The 22,182-nt window shown below is 74.3% G+C and carries 22 protein-coding genes; 13 read left to right on the forward strand and 9 right to left on the reverse strand.

Translation table 11 applies throughout. The features are described from left to right. Positions 1-51: 51 nt before the first annotated feature. Positions 52-1,533, reverse strand: a complete 1,482-nt coding sequence (locus ACFHW0_RS28265; RefSeq protein ID WP_416612486.1) for an aminopeptidase P family protein — start codon at positions 1,531-1,533, stop codon at positions 52-54. 226 nt (positions 1,534-1,759) lie between these two features. Between ACFHW0_RS28265 and asnB the strand changes: the two genes are divergently transcribed. Beyond that, entirely contained in the window at positions 1,760-3,721 is a 1,962-nt protein-coding gene (gene asnB / locus ACFHW0_RS28270; protein ID WP_416612488.1) for an asparagine synthase (glutamine-hydrolyzing), read from the forward strand. A 179-nt stretch (positions 3,722-3,900) separates the two neighbouring features. Here the strand turns inward: asnB and ACFHW0_RS28275 are convergent, their stop codons facing one another. Together ACFHW0_RS28275 and ACFHW0_RS28280 are read right to left on the reverse strand one after the other, a co-directional pair. Then, complete coding sequence (locus tag ACFHW0_RS28275; RefSeq protein WP_416612490.1) at positions 3,901-5,019, reverse strand: lytic polysaccharide monooxygenase; 1,119 nt, start codon at positions 5,017-5,019, stop codon at positions 3,901-3,903. A 270-nt stretch (positions 5,020-5,289) separates the two neighbouring features. Continuing rightward, on the reverse strand, positions 5,290-5,664 hold the full coding sequence (locus ACFHW0_RS28280) for a nuclear transport factor 2 family protein (protein WP_416612491.1): 375 nt from the start codon (positions 5,662-5,664) through the stop codon (positions 5,290-5,292). Between the two features lie 65 nt (positions 5,665-5,729). Between ACFHW0_RS28280 and ACFHW0_RS28285 the strand changes: the two genes are divergently transcribed. After that, the gene (locus tag ACFHW0_RS28285) at positions 5,730-6,665 is read left to right on the forward strand and encodes a PfkB family carbohydrate kinase (RefSeq protein ID WP_416612493.1); all 936 of its coding nucleotides are present in this window, start codon (positions 5,730-5,732) and stop codon (positions 6,663-6,665) included. A 25-nt stretch (positions 6,666-6,690) separates the two neighbouring features. Here ACFHW0_RS28285 and ACFHW0_RS28290 read toward each other — a convergent pair whose 3' ends face one another. Further along, positions 6,691-7,518 (reverse strand): MBL fold metallo-hydrolase, encoded by an 828-nt coding sequence (locus ACFHW0_RS28290; protein WP_416612495.1) that lies wholly within the window; start codon positions 7,516-7,518, stop codon positions 6,691-6,693. Further along, complete coding sequence (locus ACFHW0_RS28295; protein WP_416612541.1) at positions 7,515-7,925, reverse strand: thioesterase family protein; 411 nt, start codon at positions 7,923-7,925, stop codon at positions 7,515-7,517. Before ACFHW0_RS28295 ends, ACFHW0_RS28290 begins: the two co-directional genes overlap by 4 nt. Positions 7,926-8,019: 94 nt before the next feature. On the opposite strand from ACFHW0_RS28295, the gene ACFHW0_RS28300 reads away from it, so the two are divergent. Further along, positions 8,020-9,054, forward strand: a complete 1,035-nt coding sequence (locus tag ACFHW0_RS28300) for a phosphatase PAP2 family protein (RefSeq protein ID WP_416612497.1) — start codon at positions 8,020-8,022, stop codon at positions 9,052-9,054. Between the two features lie 15 nt (positions 9,055-9,069). Here the strand turns inward: ACFHW0_RS28300 and ACFHW0_RS28305 are convergent, their stop codons facing one another. Genes ACFHW0_RS28305 through ACFHW0_RS28315 form a run of 3 tightly spaced genes read right to left on the reverse strand, consistent with a single transcriptional unit; the run spans position 9,070 to position 11,379 of the window. Beyond that, on the reverse strand, positions 9,070-10,590 hold the full coding sequence (locus ACFHW0_RS28305) for a PH domain-containing protein (protein WP_416612499.1): 1,521 nt from the start codon (positions 10,588-10,590) through the stop codon (positions 9,070-9,072). Then, on the reverse strand, positions 10,587-11,126 hold the full coding sequence (locus ACFHW0_RS28310; RefSeq protein WP_416612501.1) for a PH domain-containing protein: 540 nt from the start codon (positions 11,124-11,126) through the stop codon (positions 10,587-10,589). Before ACFHW0_RS28310 ends, ACFHW0_RS28305 begins: the two co-directional genes overlap by 4 nt. 22 nt (positions 11,127-11,148) lie before the next feature. Beyond that, positions 11,149-11,379 carry a hypothetical protein gene (locus ACFHW0_RS28315; protein ID WP_416612503.1) on the reverse strand — a complete coding sequence of 77 codons (231 nt, stop codon included), beginning with the start codon at positions 11,377-11,379 and terminating at the stop codon, positions 11,149-11,151. A 274-nt stretch (positions 11,380-11,653) separates the two neighbouring features. On the opposite strand from ACFHW0_RS28315, the gene ACFHW0_RS28320 reads away from it, so the two are divergent. The 10 genes from ACFHW0_RS28320 to ACFHW0_RS28365 all read left to right on the forward strand — a co-directional run bounded on the left by ACFHW0_RS28320 (position 11,654) and on the right by ACFHW0_RS28365 (position 21,174). Beyond that, the gene (locus ACFHW0_RS28320) at positions 11,654-12,760 is read left to right on the forward strand and encodes an AAA family ATPase (protein WP_416612505.1); all 1,107 of its coding nucleotides are present in this window, start codon (positions 11,654-11,656) and stop codon (positions 12,758-12,760) included. Then, the gene (locus ACFHW0_RS28325; protein ID WP_416612507.1) at positions 12,739-13,743 is read left to right on the forward strand and encodes a DUF58 domain-containing protein; all 1,005 of its coding nucleotides are present in this window, start codon (positions 12,739-12,741) and stop codon (positions 13,741-13,743) included. Before ACFHW0_RS28320 ends, ACFHW0_RS28325 begins: the two co-directional genes overlap by 22 nt. After that, a complete protein-coding gene (locus ACFHW0_RS28330; protein ID WP_121400748.1) occupies positions 13,740-14,690 on the forward strand; it encodes a VWA domain-containing protein in 951 nt (316 codons plus the stop codon). The genes ACFHW0_RS28325 and ACFHW0_RS28330 overlap by 4 nt, the downstream gene beginning before the upstream one ends. A gap of 646 nt (positions 14,691-15,336) precedes the next feature. Continuing rightward, positions 15,337-16,041 (forward strand): 3-oxoacyl-ACP reductase FabG, encoded by a 705-nt coding sequence (fabG, locus tag ACFHW0_RS28335; RefSeq protein WP_416612510.1) that lies wholly within the window; start codon positions 15,337-15,339, stop codon positions 16,039-16,041. A gap of 55 nt (positions 16,042-16,096) precedes the next feature. Further along, positions 16,097-16,864 carry an enoyl-ACP reductase FabI gene (fabI, locus tag ACFHW0_RS28340; protein WP_366642687.1) on the forward strand — a complete coding sequence of 256 codons (768 nt, stop codon included), beginning with the start codon at positions 16,097-16,099 and terminating at the stop codon, positions 16,862-16,864. A 99-nt stretch (positions 16,865-16,963) separates the two neighbouring features. Further along, positions 16,964-18,028, forward strand: a complete 1,065-nt coding sequence (locus tag ACFHW0_RS28345; RefSeq protein ID WP_416612511.1) for a ferrochelatase — start codon at positions 16,964-16,966, stop codon at positions 18,026-18,028. A gap of 187 nt (positions 18,029-18,215) precedes the next feature. Beyond that, positions 18,216-18,758, forward strand: a complete 543-nt coding sequence (locus tag ACFHW0_RS28350) for a hypothetical protein (protein ID WP_416612513.1) — start codon at positions 18,216-18,218, stop codon at positions 18,756-18,758. Then, positions 18,751-19,308, forward strand: coding sequence for a hypothetical protein (locus tag ACFHW0_RS28355; RefSeq protein ID WP_416612515.1), 558 nt, complete (start codon positions 18,751-18,753; stop codon positions 19,306-19,308). Before ACFHW0_RS28350 ends, ACFHW0_RS28355 begins: the two co-directional genes overlap by 8 nt. Before the next feature lie 16 nt (positions 19,309-19,324). Continuing rightward, entirely contained in the window at positions 19,325-20,551 is a 1,227-nt protein-coding gene (locus tag ACFHW0_RS28360) for an MAB_1171c family putative transporter (protein ID WP_416612517.1), read from the forward strand. Further along, on the forward strand, positions 20,548-21,174 hold the full coding sequence (locus tag ACFHW0_RS28365; RefSeq protein ID WP_416612519.1) for a hypothetical protein: 627 nt from the start codon (positions 20,548-20,550) through the stop codon (positions 21,172-21,174). The genes ACFHW0_RS28360 and ACFHW0_RS28365 overlap by 4 nt, the downstream gene beginning before the upstream one ends. 90 nt (positions 21,175-21,264) lie before the next feature. Here ACFHW0_RS28365 and ACFHW0_RS28370 read toward each other — a convergent pair whose 3' ends face one another. Beyond that, positions 21,265-22,059, reverse strand: coding sequence for a hypothetical protein (locus ACFHW0_RS28370; RefSeq protein WP_416612520.1), 795 nt, complete (start codon positions 22,057-22,059; stop codon positions 21,265-21,267). Positions 22,060-22,182 lie beyond the last annotated feature (123 nt).

A 22,182-nucleotide genomic window follows, 5' to 3' on the forward strand; every position in this document is an offset into this window, starting at 1 on the left:
ACACGTCGCGCGCCGACGGCGGGACCCGTCGTGCGGTGCGGAACCCGCGGGTCAGCCCGGCAGGCGCGGACCGGCCTCGCGCTGCTCCGCCAGCCAGGTCTCCACCTCGTCGGCGGCGCGCGGCAGCCCGGCGGAGAGGTTCACCGCGCCGGTAGCGGTGACCAGGACGTCGTCCTCGATCCGGACGCCGATCCCGCGCAGCTCCTCGGGAACCAGCTCGTCCTCCGGCTGGAAGTAGAGCCCGGGCTCGACGGTGAGCACGTAGCCCTCGCCCAGCGTGCCGTCCCGGTACTTCTCCTTGCGGGCGTTCGCGCAGTCGTGCACGTCGATGCCGAGCATGTGGCTGGTGCCGTGCAACGTCCAGCGCCGGTACACCGTCGACCTGCCGTCCATGGCCTCGTCGACGCTCCCCGGCAGCAGACCCAGGTCGGACAGCGCCTCGGCGAGCACCCGCATCGAGGCCAGGTGGACCTCCCGGAACGCCACGCCGGGCCGGATGGCGTCGATGCCGGCCTGCTGCGCGGCGTGCACGGCGTCGTAGACCTGGCGCTGAAGCGGGGTGAACCGGCCGTCGACCGGCAGCACCCGCGTGACGTCGGCGGTGTAGAGGTTGCGGTTCTCCACGCCCATGTCCATCAGCAGCAGCTCGCCCGGCCGCGTGGTGCCGTGGTTGTGCACCCAGTGCAGGATCGTGGCGTGCTCGCCCGCGCCGACGATCGAGCCGTAGCCGACGTCGTTGCCGTCGTGCCGGGCGCGCAGCGCGAAGATCCCCTCCAGCAGCCGCTCCGACACGCTCCGGTCCGCCGGCAGCGCCCGGGCCACGTCCTCGAAACCCCGGACGGTCGCGTCGACCGCGTCCTGGAGCTGGGCGATCTCCCACTCGTCCTTGACCAGCTTCAGCTCCGAGATGGCGATCGCCAGCTCCCGGTCGCGGGCCGGCTGGCCCTCGGCGCGGTGGCCGTCGTACGGGCGCACGGCCGCGTCCACCCGCGTGTCGAAACCGCGCAGCACCCGGGTACGCCCCGGCGCCAGGTCGGCCAGCGTCGCGTCCAGCTCGGTCAGGTCCGCCGTGGGCAGGCCCAGCTCGGTGGACTTCTCGGCCAGGGTGTGCCGCCGGCCGACCCACAGCTCTCCGTGCCGGCTGCGGAAGAACTCGTCGGTCCGCCGCGACGAGCGGGGCCGCATGTACAGGGTGGCGTCGTGACCCGACCCGTTCGGCCGCAGCACGAGCACGCCGTCCGGGTCGTGGTCGCCGGTCAGGTAGGCGAAGTCGCTGCCCGGCCGGAACGGGTGGTCGGTGTCGTTGGCGCGTACCTTCTCGCCACCGGTGGGGATCACCAGGGTCTCGCCCGGGAAGGCCGCCGAGAGCGCGGCCCGCCGCTTGGCGTGGTTCGGCACCTCGGGTCGCGGGCCGACCGGCAGGGTGGTGTCCCGCCAGCCCCGCCGCATGAACGCCAGGAACGCCTCGGGGAAGTCCGGGTCGTGCGACTCGGTGCCGTCCGCCGGCCGGCTGTCGGTACGTCCCTCGGTCATGCCTGCTCCCTCCGCGTCGTCGCAGGTCAGACGGTACCGCGCGCCGCCGGGGCCCGGCCGGGCCCCGACGGTGGCGGGTGTCGTACGCGACGGATGCCACCCGTACGCGCCGCCCGCCGCCCCGGCGGCTCCGGACGCGGTCCCCGCCCGGCCACGCGGCGTCGCGGCGGGGGAGAGCCCAGCGGTGCCGCGACGGCCGCTCGGGCCGCGTGGAAAGATGACGACCATGTGCGGACTCCTGGCCTTCTTCAGCGCGCGCGGCGACGCCGCCGCCCACCGCGACAACATCGCCGGGGCGTTGGAATGCCTGCACCACCGCGGACCGGACGAGACCGGTGTCGAAGTGGTCGGCGACGCCTCCGGCCGGTACGCGGACGGGGTGTTCGCGCACAAGCGGTTGGCGATCATCGACGTGGCCTCCAGCCAAGAGCCCCTGTCCTACGCGAACGGGCGCTACCTGCTCACCTTCAACGGTGAGATCTACAACTACATCGAGCTGCGCGAGGAGCTGATCCGGACCTTCGGCGCGCAGTTCGCCACCGCCGGTGACGGCGAGGTGATCGTCGCCGGCTACCACTTCTGGGGCGAGCAGGTGCTCACTCGGCTGCGCGGCATGTTCGCCTTCGTCATCTGGGACCGGCAGGAGCGCCGCGCGTTCGGCGGCCGGGACTACTTCGGCATCAAGCCGCTGCACTACCTGGAGACCGCCGACGGCCTCTACCTGGCCTCGGAGAAGAAGGCGCTGCTGCCCTTCGCCCACTCCAACTACCAGGGCGACGCCGGCATCGACACGGCCAACCTCAGCCACTACCTGACCCTTCAGTACGTGCCCGAGCCCGGCACCCTGCACAAGGGCATCAGCCGGATCGGCTCCGGCGAGTACCTGACCTGGACCCCGGGCGGGCGCATCGACGTGCGCCGGTGGTACCGGCCGGTGTTCCGGCCCACCCCGGTCGACGACGAGCAGCGGCTCTACCACGAGATCCGGGAGACGCTGCGCGAGAGCGTCCGGATGCACATGCGCTCCGACGTGCCGGTCGGCTCGTTCCTCTCCAGCGGCATCGACTCGACCGCCGTGGTCGCCCTCGCCCGGGAGTTCAACCCGAACATCCTCACCTTCACCGTCGGCTACGACGTGCCGGGCTACTCGGAGATCGACGTCGCCCAGGACTCGGCCCGGCACCTCGACGTGACGACCATCCCGACCAAGATCGGGCCGTACGACATGATCGAGGCGCTGCCGAAGATCGTCTGGCACCTGGACGACCCGGTGGCCGACCCGGCCCTGGTGCCCCTCTACTTCGTGGCGAAGAAGGCCGCCGAGCACGTCACCGTGGTGCTCTCCGGCGAGGGCGCCGACGAGTTCTTCGGCGGCTACACCATCTACCGCGAGCCGCTGTCGTTGAGCTCGGTCAACGGGCTGCCGGACGGGGTGCAAAAGGGGCTGCGGGCGGTCTCCAAGGCCATCCCGCAGGGGGTTAAGGGCAAGAGCTTCCTGGAGCGCGGCACCACCGCGATCGAGCAGCGCTACTACGGCAACGCCCGGATGTTCACCGAGGAGGAGAAGCAGCACCTGCTGCGCCGCTACGACCCCTCGGTCCGCTACACCGACGTCACCGCGCCCATCTACGCCGAGTGCACGGAGCTCGACGACGTCACCAAGATGCAGTACGTCGACCTCTACACCTGGCTGCGCGGCGACATCCTGGTCAAGGCGGACCGGATCTCGATGGCGCACTCGCTCGAGGTGCGGGTGCCCTTCCTGGACCGGGCGGTCTTCGACGTGGCGTCGAGGATCCCGGTGGACCTCAAGCTCCCGCCCCGCTCCGACGCCACCAAGTACGCGATGCGCCAGGCGTTGCAGGGCGTGGTGCCGCCGGCCATCGTCAACCGCAAGAAGCTCGGCTTCCCGACCCCCACCCGGGTCTGGCTGCGCGGCGAGATGTACGAGTGGGCCCGGCACGTGCTGTCCACCTCCGGCGCCGGCGACCTGCTCGACCTGTCGTACGCGATGCGGCTGCTGGAGGAGCACAAGCGGGAGGAGGCCGACCACTCCCGCAAGGTGTGGACGGTGCTGATCTTCTGCATCTGGCACGCCATCTTCGTCGCCAAGACCCTTGACCCGGGCATCCAGCGCAACCAGTCCGCCCTGCTCACCAAGCCCGTGGTCGGCTCCATGGTCCGCTGACCCCGGCCCCCGCCCGGCCCCGGGCCCCAATCCCCTGGGCCCGGCCCCGGCCGGCGGTCTCGCCGTCGATCAAGAGGTTTGCGTCCCCGGAGGTGTTCCGGAGGACGCAAACCTCTTGATCATCTCAGGGGACCGGGACCGGGACCGGGACCGGGACCCGGACCCGGGTGGGCAGCGTGTCAGCGGCCGGAACAGGTGACCGTGGGCAGGGTGTTGGTGCCGTTGGTGGTGGCGACGAAACCGAAGGTCGTGGTGCCCTCCGGGGCTATCGTGCCGTTGTACGGCGCGTTGGTCACGGTGACCGAGGAGCCGGATCCGCTCAGCGTGCCGCTCCACAGGCTGTTGATGGTCTGTCCGCTGGGCCACGTCCAGTTGGCGGTCCACCCCGACCAGGTCGACGCGCTGTGGTTCATGATCATGACCTCGCCCTGGAAGCCGCCCGACCAGGAGCCGGTCACCTTGAAGACCGCCATGCAGTCACCGCTGTGCGGCGGCGGCGTGGTCGGGTTCGGCGGCGGGGTCGTCGGGTTGGGCGGCGGCGTGCTCGGGTTGGGCGGCGGGGTCGTCGGGTTCGGCGGCGGCGTGCCGCCCGGCCCGACGCCGGTGACCTCGCCGTTGCCGCCGTCGAAGGTGACGTCCGAGCAGCCGAAGAAGTTCTCCTGGCTGTCGGAGCGGACCCACCGGGAGTAGATGAGGTGCCGGCCGCTCTTGTTGGTGGGCAGGTTGCCGCTGAAGTAGTAGTGCCCGTCGTTGGTGCCGCTCGAGCCGCGCTGCGGCGGGTTGGTCACCGTCAGGAACGGCTCCTCCAGGTCGCTCCAGGCCAGCGGCCGGTCCGGGCTCCAGCCGTCCTTCGTGACGTAGAAGTAGAACGTGCCCGGGTGGTGGGCCCAGTTGCTGTAGCGGAAATCCATCCGGGCCCCGGCCGTCAGGTGGGTCAGCGGCCAGTCGGTGCGGGCCAGGTCGTAGCCGGCGAAGCCCGGGTTGCCGCCGCTGCACAGCTTGCCGTCCGGGATGAAGCCGACGGTCCGGCCGCCGGCGTCGGAGCGCAGCACGCTGAACCAGTTGTAGAGCGAGTTGGCCCCGCTCTGGGCCACGGCGGCGGAGCAGGCGGGGTTGTTCGGCTTGATCTCGCCGGTGCTGGTGAGGCCGTCCTTCCAGCAGAGGTAGGTGCGGCTGCCGGGGGCCATCGGGGTGCCGTGCGCGGCGGCGGGGTCAGGCCCCGCCGTCAGGACGACGGCACCCGCGAGAAGGGTCGCGGCCGCGGTGAGCAACGCGGCCGTACGCGATCGGTGGGACACGGGTACTCCTCACTCGCGGGACGCGGGCGTCCCACGGGCAACGCGCGGGGGCGGCTCCGGCCGCCCCGCTGCGACGCGGGTAAGACGGTCGCGGCGGACGTGCCCGGCGCGGATGGCCGGCGTACGTGCGCCGTCGGCGGCCCGACTGGCGGGCCGGTGCCCTCGCGTGGATGTGAACCCGGCGCCGGCGGCGCGGCAGCCCCCGCACCGCCCGGCAAGCGCCATCCCACCACGGACGACGACGGCACGCAATAGCCGTTGCTCGATGTGTCAGTAACGCTCGGCGAGGTGCTCGCGGCCGGCCGGCGGCTCGTAGGGCTCGGGCCAGAACTCGGTGACCTCACGGACCAGACCGGCCTCGTCGAGGTCGAAGAAGCTGGTGGCCCCGAGCTGCGCGCCCTCGTGGGCGCAGGTGATCCAGGTCGCGGCGTGCCGGCCCGCGCCGACCGACCGGATCACCGTGAGGTGCCAGCCGTCGGGGTACTCCCGGTTGAACCGCACCACCGCGGAGCGGCCGGTGATCCGCTCGCGGGTCTGCGGCAGGTGGTAGACGACGTCGTCGGCGAGCAGCCGGCCGAAGGCCGCCCAGTCCCGCGCCTCGCACGCCGCCCAGTAGGCCAATACGGTGGCTTCAGCGCTCGTCACGGCCCGTACTGTGCCAGCCTGGTGCGACAAGATCGGTCGGCGCGCGCCGTGGACGGAGGACCGGAATGGGATACGCGGTGGTGCTCGGCGAGGCACTGGTCGACCTGCTCGACAGCGAGCGCGACGGCGAGCCGGTCTACCGGCAGGCCGTCGGGGGCGGGCCGCTGAACGTCGCGGTCGCCGTCGCCCGGCTCGGCGGCGCGGTGCAGTTCGTCGGGTCGCTCGGCGACGACCTCCTGGCCGGGCGGATCCGCGGCTTCCTGACCCGTGCGGGCGTCGGCCTGGCCGGGGCGGTCACCGTCCCCGCGCCGACCGCGCTGGCGGTGGCCACCTTCGCCGGTCCCGAACCCGACTTCCGGTTCTACGGCGAGCCGCCCTCCTACGGCCTGCTCGGCCCCGACGACCTCGACGCCGAGCTGGTCGGGGGCGCCGGCGTCGTCTACTGCGGGTCGATCGTGCTGCTCCAGCCACCGGTGCTGGCCGCCGCGCGCCGGGCCTGGGGGCTCGCCTCCGGGCTGCGGGTCTTCGACCCGAACGTGCGCCCCCGGCTGCTCGACGGGCCGGCCGCCCTGGCCGGGCTGCGCGAGGTGGTGGCCGAGTTCGCCGCCGGCGCCCACCTCGTCAAGCTGAGCGCCGCCGACGCGAAGCTGCTCTACCCCGGCGAACCCGAGGAGGGCGTGGCCGCGTACCTGCGGGAACTCGGCGCCGGCACCGTGGTGGTCACCCTCGGCGCCGCCGGCGCGGTGCTCGCCGCCGCCGGTGCCGATCCGGTACGCGTACCCGCGCCGAAGGTCGACGCGGTCGACGCCACCGGCGCCGGCGACGCGGTGATGGGCGCGCTCATCGCGGACCTGCTGGTCGACGGCGAGCCCGCCGACCCGGCGGCCTGGCCCGGGCGGGTGGCGTTCGCGCTGCGGGTCGCCGGCCTGGTCTGCGAGTCGCCGGGCGGCGCGACGGCCATGCCCACCCGCGCCGAGGTCCTCGCCCGCTTCGCCCGCTGACCCGCCCCCGCCGCGACCACGCGCGTCAGGCGGTGCCGTCGAGTTCGGCGTAGCCGCGGCGGGCGGCGTACAGGGCGGGACGGGCGCCGAAGGGCGCCTCGGCGGCGACCCGCTCGGGCGGTGCGCCGCCGGTGTGCCCGGCGCGGATGAGCCAGGCAAGCTCGACGAGCTGGGCGTGCTGGGCGCGGACGAACTCGGCGTCCACCGGATCGCCGTGCCCCGGCACCACCACGGTGGCCGGGGTGGTCATCCGCAGCAGCTCCGCCACCGTGTCGGGCCACTGCAACGGGTACGACTCCTCGAAGGCGGGCGGCCCGCTCTGCTCCACCAGGTCCCCGGCGACCAGCACGTCGGCGTCCGGCACGTGCACCACCAGGTCGCCGGCGGTGTGCCCCCGACCGGGGTGGCGCAGCACCACCCGTCGGCCGCCCACGTCGAGCACGGCCTCGCCGTGCACGGTGTGCGTCGGCGCCAGCAGCGCGGTCCCGGCCACCTCCTCGGCCAGCGCGGGATGCTCGTCGCGCAGCTCCTCGTACGCCTCCCGGAGCAGCCGGTCCGGCTCGCGCATCGCCTCGGCGGCGATTTCGTGCGCGTAGACCGGGCGGGGCGGGTCGGCGGCGAGGGTGGCGTTGCCGAAGCAGTGGTCGAAGTGGTGGTGGGTGTTCACCACCGTCCACGGGGCGGTGGTGACCGCCCGGGCCGCGTCGGCCAGCGCGGCGGCCTGCCCGGCGGTGGAGAGCGTGTCGACCAGCAGCGCGGCCCCGTCGCCGACGACGAGGGTGACGTTGACGTGCAGCAACGGCTCGCGCAGCACGTGCACCCCGTCGGCGACCGCCACGAAGCGGGCGGTCACGACGACCGCGCGGCGCGTTCCACGAAGCGCTGCCGGTCGACCAGCACCCGCTCCACCCGGCCCTCGGCGACGGTCTCGTCGCCGTCGCTGACGCTCACCTCGAAGTGCAGCCGCCGCCCGTCGACCGCGGCCAGCCGCGCCTGCGCCACCACCGTGCGCCCCACGGGGGTGGCGGCCCGGTGGTCGAGCTCGACCCGGGTGCCGACGGTCGTCGACCCGCCGGGCATCCGGTCGGCGGTGGCCGCCACCGTGGCCGCCTCGGCGAGGGCGAGCACGCGGGGCGTGCCCAGGACGGGCACGTCCCCCGAGCCGACCGCCTCGGCGGTGTCGGTGTCGGTGACGGTCAGCTCCACCCGGGCGGTCAGGCCCGGGGTCAGCGCGGGCTCCGGCTGCTCCTGCATGGTCAGAGCCTAGACGAGACGGCACCGGGCGGCGGGCGGCCGGCGAGGGACCGGTGGTCGGCGTCGGTCGATGCCGTCCGCGCCGTTAACCTTGACCGCGATGTCTGTCGCGACCGACCCCCAGCCCCCCGCCCGGACCGAGCCGCCCGCCTCGCCCGACGGCGGGCGTCGCCGTGTGGTCGCGATGACGGTGTGGGGGGTCGCCTTCGTCGCCGGCTGGCTCGGCATCGGCCTGCCGACCGACCCGGCGTACGCGTTCCTGTGGATCTGGGCGGCGACGGTCGCCTGGAACAGCAGCCGGCCGTGGCGCAGCCACCTGCGCTTCGCGCGGGACTGGGTGCCGGTGGTGCTGCTGCTGGCCGTCTACAACCTGTCCCGGGGCTTCGCCGACAACGGCGCCACCCCGCACGCGTACGAGCTGATCGTCGCCGACCGGGTGATGTTCGGCTGGGCGACGGGCGGGCAGGTGCCGACGACCTGGCTCCAGGAGCACCTCTACCGGCCCGAGGTGCACTGGTGGGACGTCGCCGTCAGCTGGGTCTACTTCTCCCACTTCGTGGTGGCGCTGGCCGCCGCGGCGGTGCTCTGGCTGCGGGACCGGGGGCGGTGGGCGGCCTTCATGCGCCGCTGGGGCTTCCTGTGCGCGACCGGTCTGATCACCTACTTCCTCTACCCGGCCGCCCCGCCCTGGTGGGCGGCGCAGAACGGGCTGCTGGAGGAGGTCGCCCGGATCTCCACGCGCGGGTGGAAGGCGTTCGGCATGCACGGCGCCGGCAACCTGCTCAACGCCGGGCAGATCGCCTCCAACCCGGTGGCCGCGATGCCCTCGCTGCACACCGCGTTCGCGCTGTTCGTGGTGCTGTTCTTCCTGCGGCAGACCCGCCGCCGCTGGTGGCCGCTGCTGCTGGCGTACCCGCTGGCGATGACGTTCACCCTGGTCTACTCGGGCGAGCACTACGTCATCGACGTGCTGGTCGGCTGGGCGTACGTCGGGATGACCTTCCTCGCGGTCGGCCTGGCCGAGCGCTGGTGGGCGGCCCGCCGGGCGCGCCGGGCCCCGGCGGAGGAGTCCGACGCCGCGCCGACCGATCCGCCGGCGTCGGCCGGGCCGCCGCCGGTGACGGCGGCCCGCTGACCGGTCCGGGCGGGCTCAGCCCGCCCGGCGGGCGGCGTGCGCGCGGGCCGTCAGCTCCGCCGCCAGGGCCCACGCCTCGGCGACGTCCCGGTCCCGGGCGGCCGCGCCGGCGCCGCCGGCGGTGTCGGCGTGCACCGTGGCCAGCCGAAGCCGCCGCTGCGCCGGCCCCTGCACCACCCGCACGCTCTGGATCCGGGCGTACGGCACGAGCGCCAGCTGCCGGGTGAGCAGGCCGGAGCGGACGGCGAAGACCCGGGCGTCGAGCCCGGCGCCGAGCACGCCCCGGCTCAACGGGTTGAGCCAGCGTGCCCGCGTCGGCGGCGGGCTCAGCGGCAGCGCGGCCAGCCGCACCCCGGGCAGCACCTCGGCCACGATCGCCTCGCCGGTCGCCAGGTCACCGACGGGGAGCAGGCGGTCCGGCCGGTTGCGCTCGTCGGCCTCGCCGGCGGAGTAGCCGGCCACCTCCAGGCGCAGCCGCAGCCAGCCCCGGACCCGCCACAGCAGCGGCCAGGTCACCCCGACGGCCTGCACCCGGTCCAGCGGCACGGTCTGCGCGCGGGTCTCCAGCAGCCCGTTGCGGACCCGCAGCGTGCCCTCGTCCCGGCCGAGCCGGAAGTTCCAGTCGTCGAGCACCCGCCGCACCGGTTGCAGCAGCACCCCGGCCATGGCGGTGAGGGTGCTCGCCACCGCGATGAACGACCAGGAGTCCTCGGAGAGGAACTGCGCCACCACGAACGCGACGCCGAACGGGATCATGAACGCCTGCGGGGTCAGCAGCTGGCTGACCAGCAGGTCGTTGTTGCGCACGGCGTGCAGCGGCCGGCCGGGCGGTGGCGCCGGCGTGCCCGGCGTGCCCGGCGGACCCGCGGTCGCCCCGGGCGGCGGCGCGCTCGTCTCGGCCGCGACCCGCCCGGCGATCGCGAGCAGCCGCTGGCGCAGCGCGGTCGCCTCGGCGACGCTCAGGTAGGCCAGCGGCGCCTCCGTCTTGCCCCCACCCACCACCTCAAGCCGCAGCTCGGCCAGGCCGGTGAGCTGGGCGAGCAGCGGGCGGACCACCTCGACGGCCTGGAGCCGCTCCAGCGGGATCGCCCGGGTACGCCGCCAGAGGAGCCCCTCGTACACCCGCAGCTCGCGGCCCACCACGTGGTAGCCGGTGTAGTACCAGCTCACCACGGCCAGCACCGTGGCGCCCAGGGCCAGCACCACCGCCATCAGGGCGAACCAGCCGAAGCCGACCCGCGACAGCGTCGACCACGACAGGCCGGCGATCACCACGACCAGGGACTTGGCGCCGTGCAGGGCGGGGCTGAGCGGGTGCAGCCGCTGTCGCGGCTCGGCACCCCCCGCCGGCCCGGCAGGCCCCGCCGCCGCGACGTGCCCGGCCGGCTCCGGCGGCACGCCGGCTTCCGCTAGGTGCCCGGCGTGCTCCGGCGGCATGTTGGGCTGCGCGAGGTGCCCGGTCGGCTCCGGTGGGGCACCGGGCTCCGCCGGCATCGGCCCGGGGCGGTCCGTGCCCCGGGCGGCCGGGTCGCTCACAGGCCCTCCGCCCGGTCCTCGCCCAGCGCGGTGAGCCGGTCGCGCAGCCGGGACGCCTCCGCCGGGCGCAGCCCGGGCACCCGGGCGTCGCTCGCCGCCGCGGCCGTGTGCAACTGCACGGTGGCGAGCTTGAACGCGCGCTCCAGCGGCCCCGCGCTGACGTCGACGAACTGCATCCGCGAGTACGGCACGATGGAGAGCCGACGCACCAGCAGCCCGTGCCGGACCAGCAGGTCGTCCTCTCGCTCCGCGTAGCCCCAGGCCCGTACGGCGCGGACGATCGTCACGGCCCGCAGGACGCCGAACAGCAGCACCACGCCGAGTGCCGCGCCGAGGAAACCGCTGCCGCTGACCGCCCAGCCGACGCCCAGCCCGAGGGCGAGGACGACCAGCACCATCGCCAGGCGGATCAGCTCCACCCAGATCAGGTCGGCCGAGATCGACTGCCAGCGGACGGTGTCCGGCCACGGCTCCAGGGGGCCCGCCGGCGGAAGGGGTGGCGCCGGCGGCGGGCCGGCGGACCCGTCACCGCTCACCGGGGAGATCCGTTGTGCGCGCTCACCCTTCGAGCGTAGGCGATCCGGGCGCCGGTACGACCTCCCGGAGGAAGCCACGGGCGTCGAGGAAGTCACCGAGGGTGTCGCGGTGCGCGGCGCACGCGAGCCAGGTCTTGCGCCGGTCGGGGTCGTGCAGCCGGGGATTGTTCCACCTCAGCGCCCAGTGGGCGGGGGCACGACAGCCGCGGGACGAGCAGACCAGCGGCTCGTCGGCGGGGAGGGGGCTGCTCATCCGGGCCAGTCTAGGGCGGCGGCACCGGAGGTGTGAGCGCCGGGCGGCCACGGGGGGAGCCGCCCGGCGACGGGTGAATGGTACACGCGCCGGGCCCGTCCCTGTCCACCCGTGAGCGGCGATTCCGTGTCGCGCGACGGCGTGGCGGACCCGGGACACGGCATCGGGGACGGGGCGGCGAGAATCGGCTTCTCCCCACCTCGGCACTCAGCCGGGCATGCGAGTCTTGATACGCACCACGCCGCGCGACAACCGATCATGCTGTGGAGGACCGGTGGCCCAGCCGACCACGCCCGACGCCCCGACGCCGAACGGGACGGGCCCGGAGACACCCGAGCCGGTGACCACGCCGGCCGAGGACGCGACCCTGCTCGAGCGGGCGCTGTTCGAGATCAAGCGGGTGATCGTCGGGCAGGACCGGATGGTGGAGCGGATGTTCGTCGCGTTGCTCGCGCGGGGCCACTGCCTGCTGGAGGGCGTGCCGGGGGTGGCGAAGACCCTCGCGGTGGAGACCCTCGCGAGGGTGGTCGGCGGCTCCTTCGCCCGGGTGCAGTTCACCCCCGACCTGGTGCCCGCCGACATCATGGGCACCCGCATCTACCGGCAGTCGAGCGAGAAGTTCGACGTCGAGCTGGGCCCGGTGTTCGTCAACTTCCTGCTCGCCGACGAGATCAACCGGGCGCCGGCCAAGGTGCAGTCGGCGCTGCTGGAGGTGATGAGCGAGCGGCAGGTCTCCATCGGCGGCGAGACCCACCGGGTGCCCGACCCGTTCCTGGTGATGGCGACGCAGAACCCGATCGAGCAGGAAGGGGTCTACCCGCTGCCCGAGGCCCAGCGGGACCGCTTCCTCATGAAGATCGTCGTCGGCTACCCGACCGACGCCGAGGAGCGGGAGATCGTCTACCGGATGGGGGTCGCCCCGCCGCAGCCGGCGCCGGTCTTCACCACCCCCGACCTGATCGCCCTGCAACGCAAGGCGGACCAGGTCTTCGTGCACAACGCCCTGGTCGACTACGCGGTCCGGCTGGTGCTGGCCACCCGTGCCCCGGCGGAGCACGGGATGCCGGACGTCGCCCAGCTCATCCAGTACGGGGCCAGCCCCCGCGCCTCGCTCGGCCTGGTCCGGGCCACCCGCGCGCTGGCGCTGCTGCGCGGCCGGGACTACGCCCTGCCGCAGGACGTGCAGGACATCGCGCCGGACATCCTGCGCCACCGGCTCGTGCTCAGCTACGACGCGCTCGCCGACGACGTGCCCGCCGACCACGTGGTGCAGCGGGTGATGTCCACCATCCCGTTGCCCTCGGTCGCGCCCCGGCAGCAGGCCAGCCCCACGCCGACCACCGCGCCGCCGGGCGCCGGTTGGCCCGGGCAGCGCCCGTGACCTCACCCGCCCGTCGGCCTGCCGACGTCCCCTCCGACCGCACCGAAGCCGTCCTGTCGCGGCTGCAACTGATGGTCACCCGCAAACTCGACGGCCTGCTCCAGGGCGACTACGCCGGCCTGCTGCCCGGACCGGGCAGCGAGGCGGGGGAGTCCCGGGAGTACCGCCCCGGCGACGACGTGCGCCGGATGGACTGGCCGGTCACCGCCCGCACGACGATGCCGCACGTCCGGCGTACGGTGGCCGACCGGGAGCTGGAGACGTGGCTGGCGGTGGACCTCTCGGCGAGCCTGGACTTCGGCACCGGCCGGTGGCTCAAGCGCGACGTGGTGGTGGCCGCCGCGGCGGCGCTGGCCCACCTGACCGTCCGGGGCGGCAACCGGATCGGCGCGGTGATCGGCAGCGGCGGCGGCGTGAGCGCGCCGGCCCGCCGGTGGCGCGCCGCGCCGCCGGTCGCCAACCCGGACGTCTACACCCGGCTGCCCGCGCGCTCCGGGCGCAAGGAGGCCCACGCGCTGCTGCGGGCGATCGCCGGCACCGAGATCCGCCCCGGGCGCAGCGACCTGGGCACGCTTGTCGACATGCTGAACCGGCCGCCCCGGCGGCGGGGCGTGGCGGTGGTCATCTCCGACTTCCTCGCCCCGCCGGACCGGTGGGCCCGGCCGCTGCGTAAGCTGCGCGTCCGGCACGACGTGGTGGCGATCGAGGTGGTCGATCCCCGGGAGCTGGAGCTGCCCGACGTCGGGGTGCTGCCGGTGGTCGACCCGGAGACCGGCGAGCTGCACGAGGTGCAGACCGCCGACCCGCGGCTGCGCCACCGCTACGCCGAGGCGGCGGCCGCCCAGCGGGCGGAGATCTCCGCGGCGCTGCGCGGCGCGGGCGCGGCCCACCTGCGACTGCGTACGGACCGAGACTGGCTGCTCGACATGGTGCGTTTCGTGGCCGCGCAGCGGCACGCCCGCACCAGGGGGACGACACGATGATCCGCTTTCTGCAACCGTGGTGGCTGCTGGCCGTGCTGCCGGTGCTCGCCCTCGCCGCGCTCTACGTCTGGCGGCAGCTGCACCGCCGGGCGTACGCGATGCGGTTCACCAACGTGGACCTGCTGCGCACCCTGGCGCCGAAGGGGCTGGGCTGGCGGCGGCACGTGCCCGCCACGGCGTTCCTGCTCTGCCTGCTGGTGCTGGCGACCGCGCTGGCCCGGCCGTCGGTCGACACCCGGGAGCCGCTGGAGCGGGCCACCGTGATGCTCGCCATCGACGTGTCGCTGTCCATGCAGGCCGACGACGTGGCGCCGAACCGGCTGGAGGCGGCGCAGGAGGCGGCCAAGCAGTTCGTCGGGGAGCTGCCGGAGAGCTACAACCTGGGGCTGGTCTCGTTCGCCAAGTCGGCGAACGTGCTGGTGCCACCCGGCAAGGACCGCGACGCGGTGACCAGCGCGATCGACGGGCTGGTGCTGGCGGAGGCGACGGCGACGGGGGAGGCGGTCTTCACCTGCCTGGAGGCGATCCGGTCGGTGCCGGCCGACGGCGCGGCGGGGATCCCGCCGGCCCGCATCGTGCTGCTCTCCGACGGGTACCGGACCTCGGGCCGGTCGGTGGAGGAGGCGGCCGCGGCCGCGCAGGCGGCGAACGTGCCGGTCTCGACCATCGCCTTCGGCACCGACTCGGGGCAGGTGGACATCGGCGGTCAGCTGCAACGGGTGCCGGTGGACCGGCTGGCCCTGGCCGACCTGGCCGAGGCCACCGAGGGCTACTTCTACGAGGCGGCGTCGGTGACCGAGCTGAAGCAGGTCTACCAGGACATGGGCAGCTCGATCGGGTTCCGCACGGAACCCCGCGAGGTCACCCAGTGGTACGCGGGGGTGGCCCTGCTGCTGGCGCTCTGCGCCGGCGCTCTCAACCTGCTGTGGTCCTCGCGGATGCTCTGACCCGCGAGACGGGGCCGGCGGCGGTCAGTGCGCGCCGCCGCCGGCCAGGACGAAGACGACGGCCACCCAGACGGCGGCGAGGGTGAAGCCCAGCGGGGCGACGTAGCGGCTCATGGACGGCTCCGGGTGGCGGCTGGACGGTCCGCGCGTGCGGGGGCGGACCGCAGGGGGTGGATCAGGACGCGCACACGAAGTCGTGACCGGGCGGCTCCCGGCGACCGCCCGGGCGACGGGCGGCGCGGCGCGGTCGTCCGGCGCGGGGCCGGTGACCGGGCGGAGGCGGGGAGCGGAGCTGGGTCAGCTCACCTGCTGAGTCGTGGCTCAGCGGGGCTGACGTTCGGCCCGGCCACGACTGGGAGGATCGCTATCTCGCACAGCGATCACCTCCTGCGGTCGGCGGGGCCCGGAAGCGGACCGCACGGCCCGCAAACGCGGATCATCGTACACCCGCCGGTCGTCGTCGCCGCACTCGGCCGAGCGGCCGGACGGGCCTCGTCCGGCCGGCCCGCCGCGCGGCCGGCGGGGCGGGGCGCGGGCCGGCGCCGGGCGACGCCGCGCCGGCCCGGACGTGCCCGCCGTTAGCGCTTACCTGCCGGTAACGCCTAGGCTCCGACCGACCGGAGATCACTGAACTACAGGGGGAACCGTGGCCCGTACCGTCCTGGTGACCGGCGGCAACCGGGGGATCGGCCTGGCCATCGCGCAGGCCTTCGCGAAGCAGGGCGACCGGGTGGCGGTGACCCACCGCAGCGGCGATGCCCCCGAGGGGCTGTTCGGGGTCCGCTGCGACGTGACCGACTCCGCGTCGGTCGACGCGGCGTTCAGCGCGGTCGAGGCCGAGCTGGGGCCGGTGGAGGTGCTCGTCGCCAACGCCGGGATCACCGACGACACGCTGCTGCTGCGCATGTCGGAGGAGCAGTTCACCCGCGTGCTGGACACCAACCTGACGGGCGCGTTCCGGTGCGCCAAGCGCGCCTCGGGCAAGATGCTGCGCGCGAAGTGGGGCCGGATGATCTTCATCTCCTCGGTGGTCGGCCTCTACGGCGGCCCCGGCCAGGTCAACTACGCGGCGAGCAAGGCCGGCCTGGTGGGCGTGGCCCGCTCGATCACCCGCGAGCTGGGCAGCCGCAACATCACGGCGAACGTGGTCGCCCCCGGCTACGTGGAGACCGACATGACCGCGGGCCTGCCCGAGGACCGCAGGACCGAGTACCGCAAGGCCATCCCCGCCAACCGGTTCGCCCAGCCGGACGAGATCGCGGGCGTGGTCGCCTGGCTGGCCGGCGACGCCGCCGGCTACGTCTCCGGCGCCGTCATCCCGGTCGACGGCGGCCTCGGCATGGGCCACTGACAAGCGGCACCGGCCACTGACAAGCGGTCACTGAGAACTACGGAGGTATCCCTGCATGTCCGGACTGCTCGCCGGTAAGCGGCTGCTGGTCACCGGCGTCATCACCGACGCCTCGATCGCCTTCTCGGTGGCGAAGCTCGCCCAGGAGAACGGGGCGCAGGTCGTGCTCACCGGCTACGGCCGGCTCTCCCTGGTGGAGCGGATCGCCCGGCGACTGCCGGAGCCGGCCCCGGTGATCGAGCTGGACGTGACCGACGCCGACCACCTCGCCGGGCTCGGCGACCGCGTGCGCGAGCACGTCGACGGCCTGGACGGGGTGGTGCACTCGATCGGCTTCGCCCCGCAGAGCTGCCTCGGCGGCGGCTTCCTCGACGCCCCCTGGGAGGACGTGGCGACCGCGCTGCACGTCTCCACGTACTCCTACAAGTCCCTGGCCATGGCGGCACTGCCGCTGATGTCCGCCGGCGGCGCGGTGGTCGGCCTGACCTTCGACGCCACGAAGGCGTGGCCCGTCTACGACTGGATGGGCGTGGCCAAGGCCGGGCTGGAGTCCGCCTCCCGCTACCTGGCGCTGCACCTGGGCAAGCAGGGCATCCGCAGCAACCTGGTCGCCGCCGGGCCGCTGCGCACCATCGCCGCCAAGTCGATTCCCGGCTTCGACCAGTTCGAACAGGCCTGGGCCGAGCGCGCCCCGCTGGGTTGGAGCCTCACCGACCAGGAGCCGGCCGCGCGGGCCTGCCTGGCGCTGCTGTCCGACTGGTTCCCGGCCACCACCGGCGAGATCGTGCACGTCGACGGCGGTTACCACGCCATCGGCGCCTGAGGGGTAGGGGCCCCTCCGATCGCCCACCGCGCGCCGTCGCGGACGGGCGGCATCAGGGGGGCCCGCCCGGCGGGCACGGCGACCGGGGAGAATGGGGCCATGGCGTACGACGCGGTGGTCCTGGTGTCCTTCGGCGGACCGGAACGGCCCGAGGACGTGATGCCCTTCCTGCAGAACGTGACCCGGGGGCGGGGCGTGCCGCCGGAGCGGCTGGCGGAGGTCGCCGAGCACTACCAGCACTTCGGCGGCGTCTCGCCGATCAACCAGCAGTGCCGGGAGCTGCTCGCGGCGGTCCGGGAGGACTTCGCCGCCAACGGCGTCGACCTGCCCGTCTACTGGGGCAACCGGAACTGGGACCCGATGCTCGCCGACACCGTGGCGCAGATGCGCGACGACGGTGTCACCCACGCCCTGGCGTTCGTGACCAGCGCCTTCGGCGGCTACTCCTCCTGCCGGCAGTACCAGGAGGACGTCGCCGCCGCCCGCGCGGCGGTCGGCCCCGACGCCCCGCTGATCGACAAGCTCCGCCAGTTCTGGGACCACCCCGGCTTCGTCGAGCCGCACGCCGACGCGGTGCGGGCGGCGCTCGGCCGGCTCGACCCGACCAGGCGGGACGGCACCCGGCTGGTGTTCACCGCGCACTCGGTGCCGAACTCGATGGCCGCGAACGCCGGCCCGCACGGCGGCCGGTACGAGGCGCAGCTCGCCGAGGTCGCCCGGCTGGTCCACGCCGCGGCCGCCCCCGACCTGCCCTGGGACCTGGTCTGGCAGAGCCGCTCCGGCCCGCCGCAGGTGCCGTGGCTGGAGCCGGACGTCAACGACCACCTGCGTACGCTGGCCGAGGCCGGCACCACCGCCGTGGTGGTCAGCCCGATCGGGTTCGTCTCCGACCACCTGGAGGTGGTGTGGGACCTGGACACCGAGGCGCGGGACACGGCCCGGCAGCTCGGGCTGGACTTCGTCCGGGCGGGCACGCCCGGCACCGACCCCCGGTTCGTGGCGATGGTCCGCGAGCTGGTCCGGGAGCGGACCGACCCGGACGGGATCGGCCTGCGCCGCCGCCTCGGCGAGCTGCCCATGTGGGACACCTGCCCCACGGTGTGCTGCGTGCCGCCCCGCCGCCCCGCCGCCACCACTCCGGCGCCCGGGAACCCGAGCTCCTGACCGCACCGGCCCAGGCCGGTGCGCGCGACGCGCCCGGACGGGCGGTACGGGCCGCTGCAAGCCCCCGTGAACTTGCAGCGGCGAGTGATCTTAGGGTCACGCCAGCAAGATATGTCAACAGTAGTTACGGTACCGCCAGGTCTTCTTCATCGCTGTTAAGCTACCGGGCGATGACGAAAGGTGGCCGATGCCGACGCCTGACGGGCCGCAGACCCCCCGCCCCGACTTCCGGGAGAGACTCAACCGGCTGTACGACGAGCGACGCGACGCCACCGGCAGGCCGTACACCAACGCGCGGGTCGTCCAGTTGATCAACGGCTCGGGCCTGGCCACGGTCACCGAGGCCCATATGTCCAATCTCCGCCACGGGAAAGGCCCGGAACCTCGGCTCAACCTGGTGGAGGCGATCGCCCGCGCCTTCGACGTACCGGCCACCTACTTCCTCGCGACCCCGGCGAGCGACAGCGACGTCGAGGCCCAGCTGCGCGCGCTCGTGGCGGACAACCCGGCGCTCGCCGACCAGGTCGAGCTGCTGCTGACCATGGCGCAGGTCGGAGTCACCCGGATCGGCGCGCGCGGTACCCAGTTCACCGACCGCGGTCGCCGCGCCCTCACCCGCCTCATCCAGGCGGCGGGGCGGCTGTCGGAGAACGAGGTTGACGCGGTGCTCCGCGTCGCCGAGGTGATGGCGGCGGACGAGGGGCCCGACGGACCCGTCCACGATGGATGACGTCCTGCGGGCCGAGTGCGCGGAACGGCTCACCGAGATCGAGGCCCTGATCCCCGTCCCGTGGGAGGCGGAGGAGTTCCTTCGCCGGCTCGGGCAGGCACGCGGGCGCACCATCGTCATCCGCACCGTCGAGACCGACCCCGGCGCGCCCTGCGGTCTGTACCTGGCCGTCGGCGCCGTCGACACCCTCGTCGTCCCCGCGCGCACCAACCCCTACCACCGCGATCACGTCCTCGCCCACGAGATCGCCCACATGCTGTTCGACCTGGAGCCGAGCCCCGACGAGCACGCCTCCGACGAGGGCTCGGTCATCGACCCGGAGTACGCCCGCTCGCTGTTCCCCGACATCCCGCCCGAGCTCGTCAAGGCCCTGCTGGGGCGGCGGGGCTACGGCAACCGCGTGGAGCGCAGGGCCGAGATCTTCGCCGAGCTGCTGCTGGAGCGCGTACGGGAACGCCAGTCCACGGCCGAGCAGGAACAGGGCAACCGGCTGACGCGGGACCAGCAGGCGATCGCGGACCGACTGAGCAGGACGCTCGAGCACCACTAGCACCGGAGGCAACGTCATGCTCGTCAGCGTCGTGATGATCGTCGCCGCGTCGGCGTCGATCGTCGCAGCCGTGTACAGGGCGCGTGGCCTGCGCTCGGACCCACACAACCCGAGCTTGCAGGCGCTGGTCTCGGGCCTGTTCGTCCTCGGCGTCTCGATCGCGACGGCGGCGCCGGTCGTCTACACGCCCGTCAACCACGCCATCGGCATCCCGAACCTGCTGCGGGTCACCACCCACCTCGGCATGATCGCGTTCAGCGTGGCCATCACGGTCATGCGACTGTACGTGGCGTACCCCGCCGAGGAGGCGACACCGAGAGCCCGCCGCAGGCTCATCGCCTACATCGCCGCCGGCGCCACCATGGCGGTCCTGTTCGTGGCGGCGCCCGTCGACGAGGACCGCGTCGACTGGACCATCCACTACGGCGACGAGCCGATCGTGCGGCTCTACCTCATGGTCTACCTGCTGACGTTCGGCAGCGCCATCTTCGAGATCGCCCGGCTGTCCCACCGCACCGCGAAGTTCCTGCCCGCGGGCCCTCTCCGTACCGGCATGCGCTTCACCGCGATCGGCGCGAGCCTCGGCTGCGCCTACGCCGTCTACAAGGCCGCGTACGTCGCCTGGTCGGCCCTCGGTGTCACGATGCCCGGGCCGCTGGCGTGGCTCGATCGCGAAGACCTGGTGTCGCCGCTGCTGGCCACGCCCGGCGCCCTCATCATGGTCATCGGGCTCACGTTGCCGTCCTGGCTGCCCGCCCTGAGAGCGGGCTGGACCGGGATCGGCCTGCGCCGCACCTACCGCAACCTCTACCAGCTGTGGCGGCCCCTCTACGACGTCGAACCCGAGATCCTGTTCGGCCCGGTGCCTCCTGCCCGGCCGGGCCTTCGGCCGGGCCGGCTGGCGAAACTCGTGGAACGTCGCGCCATCGAGATCCCCGACGGGATGCTGCGTCTCGCCGCCTACTACGATCCGGCCGTGCAAGCCACCGCCGAAGCCAGCGCGGCCAGGGCCGGCCTGACCGGGGACGAGGCCCGGGCCGAGATCGCCGCGGCGTGCATCAGGGACGCCCTCGACGCCGTACGCACCGGCCGCCGGCCCGCCACCCCCGCCGTCCTCGACCTGGCCGACGCGACCACGCTGGCCGACGAGATCAGGTGGCTCGACCTGGTCGCCACGGCATACCGCCGCCACGCCACGGCGACCCCGCGGGCCAGTAGCACGGAGACGGCGGCCGCACGGTGACCGCGGCGCCCACCGCACCCCGGGCCGCCGGGCCCGAGCCCACGAGGGCCCGCCTCGTCGCCCGGGCACTGTCCGAGGTGCTCTCGCCGCCCATCCTGCTGGCCGTCACCGGCGTCGTGGTCGCCGTGGAGACCGCGACGACCCCGCCGCGCGCAGTGCTGGCCGGCGCCACGGCCCTGCTGTTCGGCGGCGTACTGCCGATGGCGTGGATCCTCACGGCCGTACGCCGCGGCGGCCTCACCGACCACCACATCACCCAGGTCCGACGGCAGCGTCACCTACCCCTGGCCGTGTCCCTCGCGTGCGTCCTCGCCGGCGCCGGCCTCCTGGCGGCGATGGATGCCGGGCCCGTCGCCGCGCTGTTCCTGCTGACGGCGGCCACACTGGTGCCCTCCATGGTGGTGACCGTGTGGTGGCAGGTCTCCATCCACTCCTCCGTCGCCGCGGCGACCGCGCTGTTCCTGATCGCGCTGTGGGGGCCGTGGGCGGCGGGCGGCCTCGCCGTGGTGCTCGCGCTCGGCTGGTCGCGGCTGGAGTTGCGCGCGCACACCCTGCCCCAGGTGGTCGTCGGGGTGGCCCTCGGCGTGGCCGTCGGTGCCGGGGCGTGGCCGCTGCTCGCCTGACCGGCGCGGCAGGCGGTGACCTCCCGCCCGGGCCGCACGGTGCGGCGTGACGCCGAATCGGGGGGCCGGGTTTCGTGCCGCCGCTCGCGCTCAGGGCCGCAGCGGGGCGTTGCAGGCGGCCACCAGCGCCTGCCGGCAGGCGGTGGTCAGCGGGCGCAGCGCGGCGTCGCGCTGCTGGGCCTCGTAGTTGTTGATCGCGCCGCCCGGCGCGGCGTGCCCGGCCAGCGCGAGCACCCGGTCGAGCACGGCGGCCCGGGCGAAGAGCCGCCGGGCGCGCGGGTCGAACCCGGGCGGCAGGTCGGTGGCGCCGTCCGGCCGGCGCAGCGCCTCCAACGCCCCGGCCAGCTCGGGCCGCCACTGGGCGACGTCCAACCGGGTCAGCGCGGCGGTCGTGTCGGCCAGGGCCACCGCCAGCTCCGCCTCGGCCTCGGCCGCGCCGGGCAACACGAGGGAGGCGGCCGGGGCATCGGCCGGCAGCGGGTAGACCCGCCAGAGCACCGTCTCGAAGGTGTCGCCGGAGCCGGACGTGTGCGTGCGCACGTGCGGGATCAACCCGAGACCCCCGGCGACGACCGCCTCACCGGCGACCAGCGCCGCGCCGGCGAAGTCGCCCGGGCCGGGCAGCCCGCGCGGATCGCCGGGCGCCGGCAGCACGAGCCGGATCTCGTCGGGCGAGAGCTTCGCGAGGGTGGGCAGCGCCTGGGGCAGGGGAACGTCGGTCCAGGTGCCGGGCGCGTCGGCGACCAGGTGCTCCTCGTCGCCGGCGATGGCGTCGGCGACCTCGTCGAAGGGCACCAGCCCGGCACGCCACGCGCGTACCCAGGCAACGAACCGGCTCGACCGGCGCGGTGTGAGAGTGGCCGCGCCCGCTGCGGGGGTGGACATGCCGAAAGGGTACGTGGTCACCGCCGCCCCTGTCTCGACTGCCGCTCCGACTGTCCGCCGCCCCGCCCCGCCCCGCCCCCCACCCCGTCGATCATGCAGTTGTGGCGGGCGGATCGTCGATCT

Origin of the sequence: Micromonospora sp. LOL_025, from assembly GCF_048060285.1 — a bacterium.
In the GTDB taxonomy this organism is placed as follows: Bacteria; Actinomycetota; Actinomycetes; order Mycobacteriales; family Micromonosporaceae; genus Micromonospora.